11 protein-coding genes are annotated in these 17,436 nt (G+C 44.7%); 2 read left to right on the top strand and 9 right to left on the bottom strand.

Translation table 11 applies throughout. The annotated features are described in order from the left end of the window. The 7 genes from SPIGRAPES_RS08060 to SPIGRAPES_RS08030 form a co-directional block, all read right to left on the bottom strand. Window positions 1-852, bottom strand: coding sequence for a carbohydrate ABC transporter permease (locus SPIGRAPES_RS08060; RefSeq protein WP_014270278.1), 852 nt, complete (start codon window positions 850-852; stop codon window positions 1-3). 15 nt (window positions 853-867) lie between these two features. Next, complete coding sequence (locus SPIGRAPES_RS08055) at window positions 868-1,749, bottom strand: carbohydrate ABC transporter permease (RefSeq protein ID WP_014270277.1); 882 nt, start codon at window positions 1,747-1,749, stop codon at window positions 868-870. An 82-nt stretch (window positions 1,750-1,831) separates the two neighbouring features. After that, a complete protein-coding gene (locus SPIGRAPES_RS08050) occupies window positions 1,832-3,211 on the bottom strand; it encodes an ABC transporter substrate-binding protein (RefSeq protein WP_014270276.1) in 1,380 nt (459 codons plus the stop codon). A gap of 134 nt (window positions 3,212-3,345) precedes the next feature. Beyond that, entirely contained in the window at window positions 3,346-4,935 is a 1,590-nt protein-coding gene (locus tag SPIGRAPES_RS08045) for a response regulator transcription factor (RefSeq protein WP_014270275.1), read from the bottom strand. Then, window positions 4,928-6,658, bottom strand: coding sequence for a sensor histidine kinase (locus SPIGRAPES_RS08040; RefSeq protein WP_014270274.1), 1,731 nt, complete (start codon window positions 6,656-6,658; stop codon window positions 4,928-4,930). Before SPIGRAPES_RS08040 ends, SPIGRAPES_RS08045 begins: the two co-directional genes overlap by 8 nt. Before the next feature lie 88 nt (window positions 6,659-6,746). Further along, on the bottom strand, window positions 6,747-9,968 hold the full coding sequence (locus tag SPIGRAPES_RS08035) for a DUF5107 domain-containing protein (protein WP_014270273.1): 3,222 nt from the start codon (window positions 9,966-9,968) through the stop codon (window positions 6,747-6,749). 95 nt (window positions 9,969-10,063) lie between these two features. Continuing rightward, window positions 10,064-11,167 (bottom strand): substrate-binding domain-containing protein, encoded by a 1,104-nt coding sequence (locus SPIGRAPES_RS08030; protein WP_155816684.1) that lies wholly within the window; start codon window positions 11,165-11,167, stop codon window positions 10,064-10,066. A gap of 129 nt (window positions 11,168-11,296) precedes the next feature. On the opposite strand from SPIGRAPES_RS08030, the gene SPIGRAPES_RS08025 reads away from it, so the two are divergent. Beyond that, the gene (locus SPIGRAPES_RS08025) at window positions 11,297-14,551 is read left to right on the top strand and encodes a DUF5107 domain-containing protein (protein ID WP_014270271.1); all 3,255 of its coding nucleotides are present in this window, start codon (window positions 11,297-11,299) and stop codon (window positions 14,549-14,551) included. Window positions 14,552-14,930: 379 nt separating this feature from the next. On the opposite strand, the gene SPIGRAPES_RS16560 is transcribed toward SPIGRAPES_RS08025, so the two are convergent. Beyond that, entirely contained in the window at window positions 14,931-15,530 is a 600-nt protein-coding gene (locus tag SPIGRAPES_RS16560; RefSeq protein ID WP_014270270.1) for an RloB family protein, read from the bottom strand. Then, window positions 15,514-16,785: an AAA family ATPase gene (locus SPIGRAPES_RS08015; protein ID WP_014270269.1), complete on the bottom strand. Its 1,272-nt coding sequence runs from the start codon at window positions 16,783-16,785 to the stop codon at window positions 15,514-15,516. The genes SPIGRAPES_RS16560 and SPIGRAPES_RS08015 overlap by 17 nt, the downstream gene beginning before the upstream one ends. 389 nt (window positions 16,786-17,174) lie before the next feature. Here SPIGRAPES_RS08015 and SPIGRAPES_RS08010 point away from each other — a divergent pair, with 389 nt between their 5' ends. Next, entirely contained in the window at window positions 17,175-17,399 is a 225-nt protein-coding gene (locus SPIGRAPES_RS08010) for a DUF2188 domain-containing protein (RefSeq protein ID WP_014270268.1), read from the top strand. The last annotated feature ends 37 nt before the right edge of the window (window positions 17,400-17,436 follow it).

Below are 17,436 nucleotides of genomic sequence, written 5' to 3'. Positions count from 1 at the left end.
TTAACCTTTGATTCCTGTCATAACAACCCCTTCAACAACATATTTCTGGCAGAAAATATAGATAATGATAAGCGGCAGGGACGCAGTGGTAAGCAAGACCATTACCTGGTTCCAAGGAACAGCCGACACCGTTGCCGTATAGATTTGCAACATCAGCGGCCACTTATCCTTGGCAGGGAGTAGCATCAAGGGAACCATGAACTGGCTGTAGACCACGTTGAAAGTATTGAGCACTGCAATGGAGAACACTGGGAGCGACAAAGGAAATACAATCCGGATAAAAATAGTTAAGTTGTTGGCTCCATCAATCTTTGCTGCATCCATCAATGCCTCAGGGAGAGTGTCGAAGAAATTCTTGAACAAGAAAACCATCCAACCCCAGGCTGAGAATGTCAAGATTACCGACCAGAAGCTATTGATGAGCCCCCAGTCGTTCATCATCAGAAAAGTCGGGATGATCGTGGCCTGGTTGCTGATCATCATCGTCCCGATGAAAAATAGCAACAAACCGTTCGAATGTTTTATTTTCAGTTTGGAGAGCCCAAACGCACATAAGGAACTGATACTAACCTGTACGAGGATTGTTCCCCCGCAGATTATGACGGTATTCTTTATATTGTTCCATAGATCAAAAGTCACAAATGTCTCGGAGATATTTCCCCAAAAAAACTGTCGGGGAAAAAGAGAAGGGGGGAAAGTCATCACTTCCAGTTTATCCTTGAACATCCCAAAGAACATCCACAGGTGAGGAAGAACCTGGAAGGGAATACATACCAATAGGATGACAATAATCCCGATATATATCCGCTTTCCTTGTCCTCTGCTTCGTTCCGAATCTTGAATGATTGGCATACTCTATCTCCCTCTTTACTTATTTGCCTTATCTTGGATTTTCATTTGGACCACCGTAAGCAGGAATACGATGAGAAAGGCAATTGTAGTGATGGTAATCGCATAACTATACTCCCCGCTTGTGTACGCCTTGTCAAAAGCATACAGAACAAGGGTCTCCGTAGATTTCGCAGGACCTCCACCGGTCATTATTTTCGGCTCATCGAACAAGTTGAAAATGGCAATGGTATCGGTGATAAGCAGCATGGAAATGGTTGGTCGTATCGTCGGAAGTGTAAGATGACATAATTTTGACCAGAAACCGGCCCCATCTAGTTGTGCCGATTCATACATCTCCTTGGAAACATTATTAAGACTCGCCAGATAGATGATGAAATCCATCCCGGCTGTCAATCCTGCGAAGATAAACAGATAAGGAAATCGCATACACCATTTAACCAAGGGAATGGAATTCAACCATAGTTGGTGGGGAAGATGTACCTTATCCATGAAGAAATTAGCTAAGCCGTAGTCGGGTTGCCAGATATACTTCCAGAGCACAGTCACCACTACCGAAGGAATAATGGCGGGAATATAGTAAAGGGTTCTGATCAAGCCTTTGTATTTCTTGACTTCATTTACCATGATGGCAAGAACGAGAGGCACCCAGAAATTTATCAGCAGCATGATAAACCAGAATTCCAGATTGTTTTTCAAAGCGTTGAGAACGTATGGATCTTTAAATGCCCGTATATAATTGTCCAATCCGATGAAAGTACCGGGAGGACTCATAATCTTATACTTGAAGAAGCTAATTGCAATACCGGATAGAATCGGGTAATACTTGAACAAGATAAAAGCAATCAAAGCGGGGATGATGAACAACCATCCAGGGTTCCATCGGTATTTTTTTTTCATGAAACTTCTCCCAGGTAGAATGAATCGGGGATACTACGCCAAGGGGAGATACTCTCCCCTCGACATATAGCCAAGCCTAACGTTACTTGCGGAATGTATCGGGATACATTTTATAGGCTTCGTTAGCAGCCTGGGTAAGAAGGTCCCTGACTTCGTTACGGGAGATATTCTCAGTAAGAAGAATCTTTTGCAGTACAGGTGCCAATATGTTCTTCAAATTGTTCCAGTTAGGGCACCAAGGTTCCATACGGGCAGTTGCGGAGATAACGCTAAACTCTTCTGCCCAGCCTTCTGGCCAGCTTGTTGCCATGGAGAACTTGGTGTCGATGATATCGACGCGGGGAGGAATCCTGTTGTTTATTCCTCCGATGGAGTTCTCATATTCCCATTTTTTTATCTGGAAATCTTTGTCATAGTCAAAGAGCTGTACAAACTTCCAGGCTGCATCCAACTCTGCAGGGGTAGCAGTAGGACTGAAGATCCATGCATTACCACCGGCAATGGATACCTGTTTCTGGCTTGCATCCTTGGCTGGAATAGGGATGATACCAAAGGTGCTCTGGGGTATCCCGTATTTCTTTTCGGCATCGGAAGCATAATGGTCCATACGGCCGAAAGCGAATACGCCACGACCGGAATGCATGTCGTCACGCAAATCATTCCAGGACTTCAATACGTCTTTCTGAGTCATGTGATATTTCCAGATCATGTCATGCCAGAGCATGGCGGCATCGACTCCGGGTTCCTCGGAGAAACCGACTTTATAGGTCCCGTTTCCGTTGGGAATGACCATCTCCCCTCCTGCAGACCATACCCAAGGGGTAAAGGGCCAGGCATTCCATTCCATGCCCAATAACAGATATCCAAAGCGAGGTGTTTTGAGGTCGGTGATTTTCTGGCCCAGGGAAGTGAATTCATCCCATGTCTTGGGAAGCTTTGAGACATCCCCGCCGCCTGCTTTGAGAGCCGTCTTGTTATATACGGTTCCTGCAAGATATACATAGTCCATTACCCCATACCATTTGCCATTATATTGCAGGGCTTCGTCCATGGCAGGGTTTACAATGCCTTGTTTTTTCAGATCCCAATTGTCGACAAAGTCGGAAATATCCGCAATCATGCCATTGGCGGCACGGGTCTGAACGTCGACATACGGAAGCAAATTGGTAACGGTAGGAGCTTCACCTGCCATCAAGGCCTTATCATACTGTTGGCGATAATCGGTTCCTGCAGGAGAGAAGATACTCTCAATCTCAATATCCGGGTTCCTCTTTTTAAATTCTTCAACACAGAAGTTCCAAGACAGCTTTTCAGCTTCACTATAATTCTCCAGGGGCCCCCAAACCGTGATCTTTACCTTTTGCTGAGGAGCTGCAGTTGTTTCGGCAGTTCCTGCTGCAAAGGCAATCCCTGCACTTGCAAGCAACAGAATCAGTACTACTGTAAACCTGACCTTTTTCATAGTTTCTCCTTTTTATCCTACTTCGGGCTATGCCTTTAGTTCGGTATACTAAGGATAGCAGAGGGATTTTTACCACGGTACCAGCAAATTTCTACAAAACCCCCATGTGAATTTCCTCTATTGACCCTTTTTCCCTATTTTACGTAGGAAGAAGGAGGTACTCCGACAAATTCCTTAAACACCTTTGTGAAGTACTCAGGGTTATGGTACCCTACGAGATCCCCTACCTCATATACTTTATATCTCCCGCTCTCAAGGAATTCCTTTGCCTTCTGCATCCTGAATTTTGTGAGGTAATGGGAATAACTGATCCCTGTGGATTTCGAAAACAGCGTAGATAGATAGTTGGGGGTGAATTGGAGATATTCGGCGATTTCATTGAGCGTGATGCCACTGCGGTAATTCTTGCGGGTAAAAGCCATCATTTTTTGGACTACCTGATAATTCTTTGCCAGTTCGCGGCTCTGGATAGTTTCGATCAACTTTTTAAAATAGTCTGTCACTTTTGTCTGTGCTTCGTGGATTGTACTGTTTTTCTGCAAGAGTGTTATATAGGCTCCCGGATCGGATTCTATCCCATGTTGCAGCAACGTGACCGTAGTTGATCCTACCAGTTCGCAAAGCAAAGGGGTAAGGTATATGTCCTGGGGCGGTGGCAATTGGGATATCTTTTTGAAGAACTGATCCAGCAGATTTAAGGCCAAAGGTTCGTTTCCCAAAAGAATGGCATCTATGAAGGCTTCCTTGTCAAAGGCCCAGGAAAGGGGGGAATAGGAAAACTCCTGTGGGTTTTCCCTGCATGAGATGACCTGATTGCCTGAGCTTTCCCGTATATATTCCTTGGCTTGCCGATACGCTGTGGCAATAGAGTCAAATACATGGACTGTCTCGCTGATGCTTATCCGGACTGAAAGATTCAAATTCCCAACTTGGTTGCAGAAGTTCAGGATTCTGGTGGAGATTCCTATCAGCTTGTCTGTATCGATGGTATCGGTCTGGACCGCACATAAAAAATAAGCTGTGTTACTCATAAATCCCGTAGACCATGTTTTTCCCGGCAATAGGGAGCTTGCAAAGGATGAGATATGGTAGAGCGTATACAACTGGTCCTCGATCTTTTCGTTGATAAAGACCTCATAGGCGTTATCAAGATGAATTCCTACGACCACATAGTCCTTACCCTGCAATGCAGAATGAAAAAACTGGTCTTTCTGGGCGAACTCCTCATAGGTAAGCAGTCTTCCTTCCAGAAGATCAGACAGAAATGGCAAGAACAATTGTTGTTTGCTATCCTCAAAATCCTTTCTCAATTGAGCATGTTCCTGGCTGCGGTTGGTTTCATCCTGGATACGGGCAACAATGAGAGCCAATGAAGCCTCTATTTCTTCAGGGAGTGCAGGTTTGAGGATATAATCGCAGACTCCGAATTTTATGGCCCGTTTTGCATATTCAAAATCATTGTATCCGGTATAAATAAGAAAATAGGGATGAAAGCCAAGTAGGTACAACTGTTCGATCATAGAGATTCCATCCATGGAGGGCATACTGATATCGGTAAGGACACAATCTGGTTTCAATTGCAAAGCTTTCTCGATGCCCTCTTTCCCACCATAGGCTTCCCCAACTACTTCAATTCCCAGTTTATCCCAGGACAGATGACGTTTAAGGGCACTGACGACGTATTCTTCATCATCTACAATAAGTAGCTTTATGACCTTACCCATGGCTTTTCCCCGTACGTTGTAGTGCAAAATGAATATGGGTCCCTCTCTGGGATGGGACCAACTGGATACCGCTAAAAAGTGAGGGAGAGATGGCATACCGGATACGGTCATTGATATTCTTCATGCCATGCTCTGATGAACCCTCATGAGAGCCGGAAAGTACTTCCTCCAATTTCTTCTGGTCCATCCCGATTCCATTGTCAATAATATCGAAAACTATCCAGCCTTCCTGTTTTTGTATGGATATTTTGATGTGGGCCCGACCGAAGTGTTTTCCAAACCCATGAATCATGGAATTCTCAACCAAGGGTTGCAGGATGAATTGCGGTACCGATACTTCACATAACTCAGGGGCTACTGCAATCTCGTAGGTGAAGGCTCCTTTATAGCGGACAATGAATATTTCCAGATAGGTTTTAACATGCTCCACTTCGGAGGAAAGTGGACAAGTAAGGTTGCTTTCCGTAAGACTGATTCTCATAAACCTGCTGAGATTGGTTAGCATCCTGGATATCTCAGGTACATGCTCATCCTGAGCCATCCAGTTAATATAATCGAGGCAATTATACATGAAATGAGGGTTTATCTGAGCTCTCAATGCACTTATTTCCAGTTTCTTCTGATTTTCCATAGAATTTTGCAGCTGGGTGAAGAGTTCATTGATTCGAACGGTCATCTCTCCATAGCTTCTGTAGAGGTTTCCTATTTCGTTTTGGCGTTCCAAAAATTTTTTAGAAAGTGTCGCTTGCAGAGGTTTGGTCGATCCCATTGCCTGGGAAAGCATAGTTAGGGGTTTTGTGAGTCTCTCCGAGAGTAGAAAGATCATTCCCGCAGACAGGGCAATTGCCGCTAAGGTGAGCAACACGAATGAATAGAGCAGGGGCTTGAACTGAAACACATCGTCCAGGGGAATCAACTGCACAATGCTCCAGCGCAGCTTACTTGGTTTGCTGATAATCTGTATGTATTGCTTGCCCTTGAAGCGGATGGGTTTTAAGGCCGGTTGCCCGTTTGGGTTGTAATGAGGATACAGAGAAGCTACCGATTCCCCGATTAAATCCAAGTTTGCATGATTGACAATAACCTGGTCATCGTTGATTGCAAATAATATAGAATTCTTGGAGGCAAGGGCTGGCTCAAGGCATTGGGAAAATACTTTCTTTGCAGAGATTTCAAACGAGAGATATCCCAGCGGAAGCAAATTGTCGTCCAGTATCTTGACGAGCGAAAGGGAATTGAAAACTACATTCCCCCGTGTTACGGGATTGGGCAGGTTGATGATGATCCCCCGGTTGTTTCCCAGTGTTTCAAGCCAGTCATATTTTTGGGCAAAGGACAGTGAACTTACCCCGACAGTACTATGGTTGACCTCGGAAATTCCTTCCAGATAAATACTAATCCCAACGATTTCGGGCCTGTTCATCCATAATTGGGTAAGGTAATAACGTACCTCGTTTTGCAGGGGAATCTGGCTGAGTTGGTCTTCAGGGAATTGTTTGAGCATTTGCTTGAGCCTGGAATCTCCTGCCACATAGAAGGAGACAGAGGTGATTATGTCGTTGAGGGTATCAATTTTCCCCACGGATTCATTCATTATTTTGGTATTGCTTTCAAATACCGATTGGATAAGGGATTTTCTTACGGAAAGGGAAATCATAAGGGTAGATATTGCTAAGACAATCGAAAAGAGAAAACAAAAGGAAACGACCATGATGGTGGACATAGATTGGTTTTCCCACCAAGTTCTCAGGTTTTTTCTATTCGGCCTCATCGATTTTCCCTTCCCATTTCTTTACGATTATAACACAACCTTACAACAACGGAATCAGTTCCTTAACCAAGTAGGCTTTGCAATGATTGGGATCTTTTATAAGCAATGTATCCAACACCTTTGTTGCCTCCTCGGTCTTTCTCTGTCCAAGAAGACAGAGGGCAAGCAGATAGGCGAAGTGAATATATCTTGCTTTTTCAGGGGTCTCGTTGAACACTTCGAAAAATGGGGTTGCAGCAAAATATCCAAAGTCCTTGGCTGCGAGACATTGTCGGTACTCTTTTTCCAGGTTTTCAAGAATAGTGGTTGCTTCGTCTTTTTGCCCGAGCTCTCCAAGGGCCAGCGCTCTTAACAATCTGAAGGTAGGCAAGTACATCGAGGTAAAATAGTTCACGGGAAATTGAGCTATCTCTTCAAAGGCCTGCATTGCCTGGCTTTCCCTTCCCCTTTGCTTGTAGCATATTCCTACCAAAAACCGATAGGGAACCAGCATGACAGAGTGCCACACCCCTCCCCCGAGGTTTGAGGGAAGCATTGTATTTGCTATGAAATGTATAGCTGCCTGGTCCCAATCTTTCTTGTAGAGATCCTCAAATCCCAAGCCCAGATTAGCTAGCAGGTATTCATTTGCGATAGCGTGCTCGCCCCCTTCGCAGGGGATGAAATCATGAGCTTTGAGAAGTTCAAGTGCTTCACCCCATTGCTTTGCTTGGTTTGCTGCACGGATTCCTTGCAAATATATATCATCCCTGAGGGTCACAAGATTGCCCATTGATTTCCACGTTTCCAGGCGAAATTGGCATTCACTTCCTTGTAATTCCAAAACCCGTAGATATTCATAGAGGAGTTGCAGATGTTCAGGATCTTTTTTCCTTGCCTGCAATAGCAGCTGGGGAACCGTGGGGTCATCTGATTTCTTCTTGAACCGTGTAATGGCTAGGTTACGCAGTGCTTGGACTCCCGTTTTTGCATGTTCCCAGCAATATTCAGCTTGATTGCTCTCCCTGCAAATGCCATACAGCAGGTTTCCGAGATAGAGCCAGTTTTTTTCTTCTTTTGGGAATTGTTTGGTAGCCTCAGTTAGGGCAAGCAATTCCCATCGTCTGCTGGGAAAACAGAAATTCTCCGGTTTTTTTGCAGCTTCAGCAAACAAGCCAGGATTGGAAGAGAAATAACCACGCAGATAGGTTGCCATGGGGTAGGAGCTGTCTAGAGTTTCGAGCAGGACTACTGCCTCAGCAAACAAGCCTATATCTGCATAGTCTGAGGCAACATCAAGTGCTATCTGGTCAATGTGCACACTTTCAAAAGGTTTCTTTTCAGTTTTTCCCTTACCTGTAAGCAGGGAAAGCTCGTTGAGGGTGAAGAAGTCCAAAGGATCTTCTGCAAGGAGGGCCTTTGCACAGGCCAAGGCTTTTTCATTTTCCCCGGATTTTCGTAATAGAGCTACCCGTAAGCCTTTTGCTTTCTGATTGTATCCTCCCCATTTCTCACAATAATCCAAATGCTCGAGGGCTGTTTTATAGTTTCCCCTGCAAGCATCGATTTGGGCGATAATAATGCCACAGGTAGCAATGCCGCTTCGATTCCACAATCCTTTGTTGAGCAGTTCATAGGCTTGGTCTGCTTTCCCCTGGTACTTCAAAGAAAGTGCTAGCAGATAAAGGCATTGCGATGAAGGGGGATTCGGATTGAGCGAGCATTGGCTACTATAAGCTTGTTCTAGGTATCCTTGGGCTTCTTTGAACCGCAGGTGGGAAAGATAATACCAACCCAGGCCTGTAAGACAACCACTGTGAGTAGGATCGAATGTTAAACCTTGTTTCCAGAATACCTCAGGTTCCCTAATAGGGTCCCTGTATTGGGCAACGTGGAGCCCTGTAGAAAAGCAGGTCTCTGCTGAGCTCAATTGGTCGGGTTGTAGATAATCCTGACGGGGTGCAGGAACTTCAGCAAGGTCTTTTTTGCAAATTGGCTTATGGTTGAGCAAGATTTCTTTCGAGGAGGAAACAATCGTTAGCTCTGTATAGCCTGTAAGATTTTCAACAGTGAACTGTTGTGGCTCAGTTGCTTTTAGGGTCATTATTCCTGAATAGAGGACTTCCTTTTCCCTGAAAATAGTACAGACTACTTTGCCAAGATTTTCAACTGGATAGATTCCGACTGTGTTTTTTTCCACAGCCAGGGCCAGTTTTCCATTGGCATTCTGTATTTCTCCGATTTCTTTGTAAGGATACCAACTTTGTGAAAACTCTTTGACTTCGAAAGGTTCGATCCAGGAAAAATCGGGTTGGTTGTCCGTGTACGAACCTGCCATGAGTTCTGCATAAGCCCCGTCGGTATCGGTCAAAGCTTTTTCCCAGGCTTTGGACAATCGGTTATAGCCCCAGGTAAACATTTTTTTCCCGACAGAGGTATGATGGGAAGCATAGTGGATTACCCCTGTCTTTTTTCGCTCGTCAAAGCCACCGAAGAAATCGAAGGAGGTAGGGCCACAGAAATAGGAGGTTGCTTGTTCCGTGTTCTTGTGAAATCGGATATCGACGCCTCCTCTGTTATCCTGAGTGTTGAAGTATTCGTCCATGACGGGGAATCCCCCGGTGGCTTTTTTGTAGTGATAGTGCACATATGAAACATCGGGGGGAAAGAAAATCCTATAGTCTTTATGTACCGGGACAGCTGCATTTTCCCACCAGAGAAAGGAATGGGGAAGGTCTGTTCTGTTGTAAAGTCTGACTTTTGTTTCGAATAGTGCTTTTTCCGGAGAGACTTGGATTCCTACCATTCCTTTCATACGGTCCAAGGGCTCGTGTTCTGAGAGCCAGACGGTCACTGATCCGTCCTCTTGTCGTTCAATCGAAGTGTCCACGGGAAGATAGGTAGAGGGGCGATGGTGGATGGGCCAGTTGAATTCCAGACCACCTGAGACCCAGAGGCCAAGCATTCCTATCAAAGCCGGTTTTATGACATGCTGGTGGTAGAAGAAATCATAGCCGTTAGTCTTGTCTCTTGCCGTATATATGCGGCCTCCGAGTTCAGGGAGGATTTCCAAATAGAGGTAGTCGTTTTCCATTGAGATTATCTGGTATTGCTTATCGACAAGTGTGTCCTGATGAATTTCATTTACAATAGGGTTTGGGTAGGGGTTTCCACTTGACCGCTGGTGAACACGATTTTCTGCAAACATTGGCAGTGTTTCATACGCTGCAGGAATATACGTCGGGATTGTTATGGTCTTAGTCGTTACTTGTACTTCTTTCATGTTGTTGATCCCCTGTTCTCTTTTGTAGTAGTCTAAGGGGTTTTTTTATCGGGGTGCACCATGAAAAATCTTTAATTATCCCCATTGATTGTATTCTAGGTTTCTTTTCCTTCTAGGTTCACATAGAGGGAAACCAATTTTATTAGTTCCTCTCTTGTTGTTCTGGCAACGAGACCCATCATCCGTTTTGTTCGGTATTTGATACTGTTTTCACTCATGTGCAATTCCTCGGCAAGGTCGATGTATCGCTTTTTGTTATAGATTCCTTGCAGGATCTGGAAATCAACCGGAAGGATATTGGAAAACAACCTATCTAAGGCAGAGAGTTCCTGGAATAGGGGATCGTCATAAAATTTTTGCCCCGATTCAAAACGCCTGAAAGGTTTTGTATCATTTCTTCTTTGGGAAACAGGAGTGTTATCGGTTGTCCCTTTGCTCTCAATGCTGGCTTGCACGGTGCCCGAGAGGGTGGAAAGAGAATGATTTTTGATAAGCAACTGGGCAAGCTTTACCATTTGTCTCCCGAGCAATTCGTAGTCGCAGCGCACACAGGTTATTGAAGGTGTGCAATAGTCGGCCAAGGGGGAGTGTCCGAAGGCAACCAGCCAGAGCTCCTGGGGGACGATACTCTTTTGTTGTTGTAAGAAACGGAGTAAAGCGAGGGCAACCAGGTCACTGCAGCAAATGACGGAATCGAATTGTTCATGGGCAGTGAGGAAGTTGATACAGCTTTCCTTGATTTCCCCTGTATGGGAAAAGATATGGCCATCGGGAAATGTCCGTGAAAATGCCGCAGCTTTGATAGAGTCTGTTGAGGAATGGGTGTTTACCCCAAAAAGAGCTGTTTTATTTTTTCCATAGGTCTGGAAATAGGACTGCAGGGCCGTCATAGCCTGGGAGTAGTTGATGCTTATCTCGCTGGTTCCTGCTGCAAGGAACAATCCTTCCTGAATTGTCGAGATTCCCTGTATCCTTCGTTCCTTTAGGCGGAGGGCAATATCGGAAAGCCAAGCTTGGGTGGACCCGATGAATATGCAGCAGGTTCTCATCCCCTGTTCTGGGCTTGCGATGTCCTCTGGTTTTGCGCAGTACACGAGCTGTATAGCATTTCGTCCAGCTTCATAATGGAGACCTTGCAAGTATTGGATGCACCAGGGTGATTTCTGGTATAGGGGTTCAATGATGGCATACAACTTCATTCTGAGCAGAGTATAGCATGTGACTTGAATTGTCAGGTACAAAAAAGCTCTTGGTTTTTCGCAATTTGCTTGTATTGAGGGGAGAACGGAGGTCCCCTATAGTAGGAAGGGAAAGGAGCATTACCCATCATGGAACAAACAGTACAAGCCTCGTTCATAGAGCAAACCATTCCCACCTATAAGACCGGGGAACCTATGGACCTTCCTTTTTTCTTTGAGAAGAAGCCATATCAAGGGGCTAGTGGAAAACTCTATCCCCTTGCCTTTACCGATACGTTAACAGGAGAGAAGGTTGACAAGCAGTATCAGGTAGGAGTCTTGGAAAACCGATACATTCGGATTGAGGTCTTGCCCGAAATAGGAGGCAAGATTTCCAGGGGTTTTGATAAATTGGGAAACACGGATTTTATCTACCATAACTCTGTGGTAAAACCTGCCTTAATCGGTCTTTCTGGCCCGTGGGTTTCTGGTGGGATAGAGTTCAATTGGCCACAACATCATCGACCAACTACCTTTTCACCTTTACCTGCCACCTTGGAATGGAATGAAGATGGATCGGCTACCATTTGGACAGGCGAGATTGACCCTATGTTGCATATGAAGGGCATGGCAGGGATTACTGTATGCCCCGGGCATTCCTATTGCAAGGTCAAAGCAAAGATTTTCAATAGTACGGAATTCATCCAACCATTTATGTGGTGGGCAAACCTTGCAGTTCCAGGCAAGAAACAGTATCGGATTGTGTTTCCCCCAGATGTGGAATATGTCAATGATCACGACCGTAGGGCAGTGATTGGATGGCCTATAGCCAAGGGAGTGTATGAGACTGCACGTCCTTTTGATTATGGAACGGGAACGGATCTGTCACGGTATGAATCCATCAAGGTTCCTTCTTCCTATATGGTAAGCGAAGGGCAGTCGGAGATGGATTTTGTCTGCGGTTATGATGAAAATACGCAAAAAGGCATCGTTGCGTGGGCCGACCACAGAATTGCACCAGGAAAGAAATTGTTCCATTGGGGAGATGGAGATTTTGGAAGGATGTGGTGCTCGAATCTTACCGATACCGATGGACCCTATGTAGAATTGATGACTGGATGTTATACCGATAACCAACCTGATTTCAGTTGGATTCTACCTGGGGAAACCAAGGAGTTCGAGCAGTATTGGTATCCTATACGTGCCATAGGGGCGGTCAAGAACGCTACGAGGGATGCAGCAGTCAACATGGAGATTCGTGATGGGGCTTTATTTTTAGGGATACATGCTACGTCCTGTTTCCCCGGTTCTTCTGTAGAGGTTTTTCATAGGAGTGAACTCATATTGAAAACCACAGTGGATTTGGACCCTGAGACGCCTTGGACGTTTTCTTTGCAATGGAAGGAGCAATTGTCCTATGAAGATCTATCAATAGTGGCTAGAGACGTACAGAAGCGTACCATTGTTGCTTTCACCGTGCCTGTCCGCGGGCAAAAGGAGCCAATAAAACCAAGGAATCCTGTAAAAAGACCTGCTGAAATTACCTCGATCGAAGAGCTTTATCTGACAGGTATCCATTTGGAACAGTATAAGCAACATAGCTATGACCCAAGCGATTACTATCTGGAAGCATTGAAACGGAGTCCTGAGGATATCAGGTGCAATACTTCTATGGGGCGGCTATGTTTGAAACAGGGTTTGTATGAGGCGTGCCTTTCCTATTGTACAAAGGCAATCGACAAATTGCTTTCATTGAATGGTCACCCTGTTTCCGTTGAGGCTTTGTATCTGAAGGCTCTGGCTTTGGTGCGGCTGCAAAAAGATGGGGAAGCAAAGGTTTTGTTTTCCAAGGTAATCTGGAATTTCGAATATAAAGGGGCTGCCTATTATGAATTGGCCTGTCTTTCTTGCCGCCAGGGTTTGTTTGATGAGGCCTTGGAGAATGTAGAGGCTTGTTTTGCGAACAATCAAAAGGCAAGGAATCTGAAAGCTGTACTGTTGAGACATCTGGGAAGGACTGAGGAGAGTAGGAAGCTAGGCGATTCCAATATAACCTCAGATTTGTTGGATCTGTTCTCACGGTTTGAGAAATATCTCCTTTGTAAGGATCAAATGCTGGTAAAGGAGATTCAGCAAGTATTTGGCTCCAATATACAGGGAGCTTTTGAGGTAGTCTGCGAATATTTGCATGCCGGTTTCTTCGAAGATGCCTTACTTGTACTGGACTGTCTGGACGAAACATACCCTCTGGTTCCCTATTATAAGGCGTATATTTCATGGTGTCTTTCTCGTCCCTATTCAGTGTTTTTCCAACAGCTCACCGAGGGTATTTGTTTTCCATCGCGTTTGGAAGACTATGCTGTGTTGCAATGGGTTGTAACAGAAGCCCCGGACTCTGCAAAGGCAAACTATCTCCTTGGTTGTTTGCTGTATGACAAGGAACGGTATACCGAGGCTATGACCTGCTGGGAAGCGACTATAGAGAGTAATCCTTCCCATGTGCAGGCTTTGAGGAATCTTTCAATAGGGTACTATGATAAGTGTGGTGATGCCAAAGGGGCCAGGCTTTGTATGGAAAAAGCCTTCCACCTTTCCAAAAACCCTAGGATTTTATTTGAATACCAGCAATTGTTGAAACAGAGCTGCATTGAAGATACGGTCAGGCTGTCAATTTACGAACAATATCCTCAGCTGGTAGACCAACGGGACGACTGTTATCTGGATAGAATCATGTTGCTTACTGCCCAAAAACGATATTTTGAAGCAATAAAGCTCATTACTTCGCGTACATTCCATATATATGAGGGAGGGGAAGGAAAGCTTACCAAGCATCATAGTTGGCTGTATGTCCTCTATGCCTTGTCGTTGGAAGAGAAGGGGGAATTTGACAAAGCCCAACAGGCCTATGCAAAAGCCTTGGTTATTCCCAAGGAGTATGGCGAAGCGAAGAGCTGGTTTGCCCAAGAAGGGCACATATATTATTTCTTGGGTAATATGCTTGCTTTGATGAAAGTTCCTTCCCAAGAAGTGGAAAAGGCTTACGAGCAAGCGAGCATTCCCAAGTCAGCGGTCTCGGAGATATCTCTTTTCAGGGCTCTTTCGTTGCAGAAGTTGGGACGATTTCCTGAAGCCAGGAAAGTTTTACAGGAGATGTTGGAACAGGGACAAAATCTGATTGACAATGCCGACCGATATCCTTATTTCGGAGTAGGTGCCGTGACACCCATGCCGTTCGGGTATGATATTGAGAAAACCAATAGGATTGAGGGAAATATCTTGAAGGCGTATGCTTTACTTGGCCTTGGAAACCGGCAACAGGCCCTTGTTTCTCTATCGAAGGTAAAGATTGATAGTCCCTATGAATTCAGGGCATTTATCTTTGAGACGATCCTTGGTCTGGTTTAGTTAGGATGAATGCTATTACGATACGTCATTTCTGAAGAACCAAAACGATGCGGGAAGATGCTTACGCTTCCCGTGTCGGCTGGTTAAAACCTTTTCTTGCTAAAGGTCCGGTGAATAGGAAACTGTGGGGTGTCGCACTGAATCAGTTTTCTATAATGTTTGAAGGAAGAGTAAAACTGTAGAAAATCATTTACACAAACTTATTGACAACCCTAGAAATAGCTCTACATAATCTACCATATTGTAGATTTAGGTACCGGGAAGGATTTCCAGTCAGGGGCCCTCTCTCTATTGGAGCAGAAGGATCGACGATTGTAGCCGGATTGCCCACGGGGTTCTCATTGCAGCGATGAAAGTACTTCCCTATTGTTTGGTTGCATTATCCAGAACAGCTTCTTTTTTGCTGTATGTTCTCAATAATCTTCCAAACCAGAGTGTTTGTCTTTTGTATATCGTTTTCTGCTTTTGCGGTCAGTGCTTTACCATGAGTGATAGCATTCTTTAGCGATGGAAGCAATTCCCTGTAAAGACTATGCCTCTTATGCCAATCGATTTCCTTTGCATAGCCGGGAATATGTCTCTTCAGTTGGTCTTCTACCTGCTCTTGAGTATGGTAATAAGCCTGCGGCAGACAAAAATGTGCAAGGATCCAGATTTCAAAACAAGGCATCGAATCGGCAAACAATATTCCTTTTCGCTTTGCCTTTGCAATCAGGGTTCTCGTTTTTTCAGAGTAATGCGATTGTGTGTCCCGGTCAAATACGACCCAGACCGATTCGTATGCATCCTCATCATAGGATGCCAGGGCATTCTTAAGGATATCGTTAAGCGAGCTATGCTTCGCTTCCCGGGGAACGATAGTGAGGCCAGGTATGCGCAGGCACTCGCGCAGAGAATCGAAATACAATTTCTCTGTGCTTCCTTCTGTGATTATGAGCATGGTTCGGACAAGTTCGATTTTTTTACTTCTGCGTCCCAATCAGATCCTCCTTCTCAAAGAGTACGTGTGAAATAATCGGCTTTGCCCCGAATCGGTCAGCCTCATATAGCTTTTTACGGGATGCTCCCTTTCGTACTCCCTCATAGTCTGAAATAGAGTCATAGAGTGAAGATCCATCAGCTTGTTTTTTTGCGAACCAGACCTCGTCATCCCTAAGAAGCTCAGAATCCATCAGATCCGTGATATGGGTGGTGAATATGAGCTGGGATTCCTTGCCGTTGTCCAGAAAAGTATCCAGGAAAAACTCCAGTAGGTCCTTGTGTAAGGAGCATTCAATCTCATCTATGAGCAAAACCCCAGAATTCAGAATTGAAATAAGCAAGGGATATGCAAGTTCAAGGAAACGCCGTGTACCCGAAGATTCCTGAGAGAGAGGGAGCAGGTATTCTTTCTTGTCAAATTCATGGACAACAATGCCTTGTCGCTCCTTAAAGTCATACCCACTGGTTTTCAAATGCTCGACGGTCTCTGGATTAAGTCCTTTCAGAAATTCCTGGGGAATGTCTTTCGTCTCGACTCGGATGTCCTTGATGTTGTTGAAGTATGCTGCAGAGAGGAGTTTGATATAATCCTTTTTATATGTCGCATTTTCTTCAATCAGTCTCAAGCTATTATTCAAAAGACCGCCTGTTTCTGGTGAAACTACAGGCAACAACGTCGAGACCATATCCTGATAGATAGGAGAAATAACAGGATGGCCCAATTTGGCTGCAACATTCAAGAACGTAACATTCTTGGTCGTCATGCTGGCAATCTGTTTCTTGGCACCTTTGATTCCAGTACCCCATTTAACATCTCCTGTTTCATCTCTGGAATAGATTAATTTCTTCTGGGTTGTCTGGTACCATTGCAAGGATTCTTGGAGGACCTGTGTCTTGTTTACTGATAGCCGATATATGTATCGGTGATTTTCATGGTAAAACTGAAGTTCAAAGATACTGACTTCATTTTTTTCCTGGGTGAAGGCGAACGGTACGATGTCGATTGGGTCAGTCGGACTCAAATCATTGAAACCATTGAGTATGTAATCGAGAAAGAAGCCATAGGCTAATAGCAGGTTGGTTTTTCCTGAAGCGTTTGCGCCGTAGATGCAAGCAAGGCGAAGTATTTTTTTCCCATCTTCCATCTCAACATAATGCCTGTCAGGGATATTGTCTTTGGATGCGGATTCAAAGCTCAGTGTCTGCTTGTTTTTTATGGAGAGGAAGTTTTCTACTGAGAATTCCAAGATCATGTTTTTTCCTTTGGCATGTCGCCACATTGTGTTACGTATGAATGTCCCTATTAGTGCTGTGACTATCTGTAGCGTACAGGATATAAGCAAAGATGGCAAGAATTGAGTAGTGTTTTATTGCTATTCTACTTAAAAATAACAAAAAGATGCAAATATATTGAAAATAAATAAATTAATTTACAATAAACTTGCCTTCTAGCGTTTTCGTTAGTACCTTTTATTTGTAGCCGTATGGCTATAAAAAAGCGTTGGTGGATCAGACCAACGCAGAATAATTAAGTAGCCCCACAGAAGGGCTAGGGAATCAACCTACAAAGAGGCTAGCCTGTTTCTGGAAGGCTTGTCAATGAAAAGTTCCGTTTTTCCTTCTGGTGGGCGAGGAGAGCCTAATGGCGAAACAACAACATGTCGTTCCTAGACAAGATGGTGGTTGGGGTGTCAAAGGATCCAACTCAGCAAAGGCTTCGCATGTAACTGCGACCAAAGCTGACGCGGTGAAAATTGCACGGGAAATCAGCAAGAATCAAGGAGCGGAGATGCTTGTCCACAACAAGGACGGAAAAATCGCATATCGTAATTCCTACGGTAACGATCCTTTCCCCCCTAAAGGTTGATAAGGTCTCACAGGGTGCTACTGCACCCTGTGCCTTG

Origin of the sequence: Sphaerochaeta pleomorpha str. Grapes, assembly GCF_000236685.1 — a bacterium.
Lineage (GTDB): Bacteria > Spirochaetota > Spirochaetia > Sphaerochaetales > Sphaerochaetaceae > Sphaerochaeta > Sphaerochaeta pleomorpha.
The sequence above is the reverse complement of the archived record's forward strand: the minus strand, read 5'-3'. Positions and strand labels throughout refer to the sequence as shown.

What these genes read in the sequence shown, in the direction of transcription:
- SPIGRAPES_RS08060 (WP_014270278.1), bottom strand. Translation starts at nt 852, where the DNA reads ATGCCAATCATTCAAGATTCGGAACGAAGCAGAGGACAAGGAAAGCGG.
- SPIGRAPES_RS08055 (WP_014270277.1), bottom strand. Translation starts at nt 1,749, where the DNA reads ATGAAAAAAAAATACCGATGGAACCCTGGATGGTTGTTCATCATCCCC.
- SPIGRAPES_RS08050 (WP_014270276.1), bottom strand. Translation starts at nt 3,211, where the DNA reads ATGAAAAAGGTCAGGTTTACAGTAGTACTGATTCTGTTGCTTGCAAGT.
- SPIGRAPES_RS08045 (WP_014270275.1), bottom strand. Translation starts at nt 4,935, where the DNA reads ATGGGTAAGGTCATAAAGCTACTTATTGTAGATGATGAAGAATACGTC.
- SPIGRAPES_RS08040 (WP_014270274.1), bottom strand. Translation starts at nt 6,658, where the DNA reads ATGTCCACCATCATGGTCGTTTCCTTTTGTTTTCTCTTTTCGATTGTC.
- SPIGRAPES_RS08035 (WP_014270273.1), bottom strand. Translation starts at nt 9,968, where the DNA reads ATGAAAGAAGTACAAGTAACGACTAAGACCATAACAATCCCGACGTAT.
- SPIGRAPES_RS08030 (WP_155816684.1), bottom strand. Translation starts at nt 11,167, where the DNA reads ATGAAGTTGTATGCCATCATTGAACCCCTATACCAGAAATCACCCTGG.
- SPIGRAPES_RS08025 (WP_014270271.1), top strand. Translation starts at nt 11,297, where the DNA reads ATGGAACAAACAGTACAAGCCTCGTTCATAGAGCAAACCATTCCCACC.
- SPIGRAPES_RS08015 (WP_014270269.1), bottom strand. Translation starts at nt 16,785, where the DNA reads ATGATCTTGGAATTCTCAGTAGAAAACTTCCTCTCCATAAAAAACAAG.
- SPIGRAPES_RS08010 (WP_014270268.1), top strand. Translation starts at nt 17,175, where the DNA reads ATGGCGAAACAACAACATGTCGTTCCTAGACAAGATGGTGGTTGGGGT.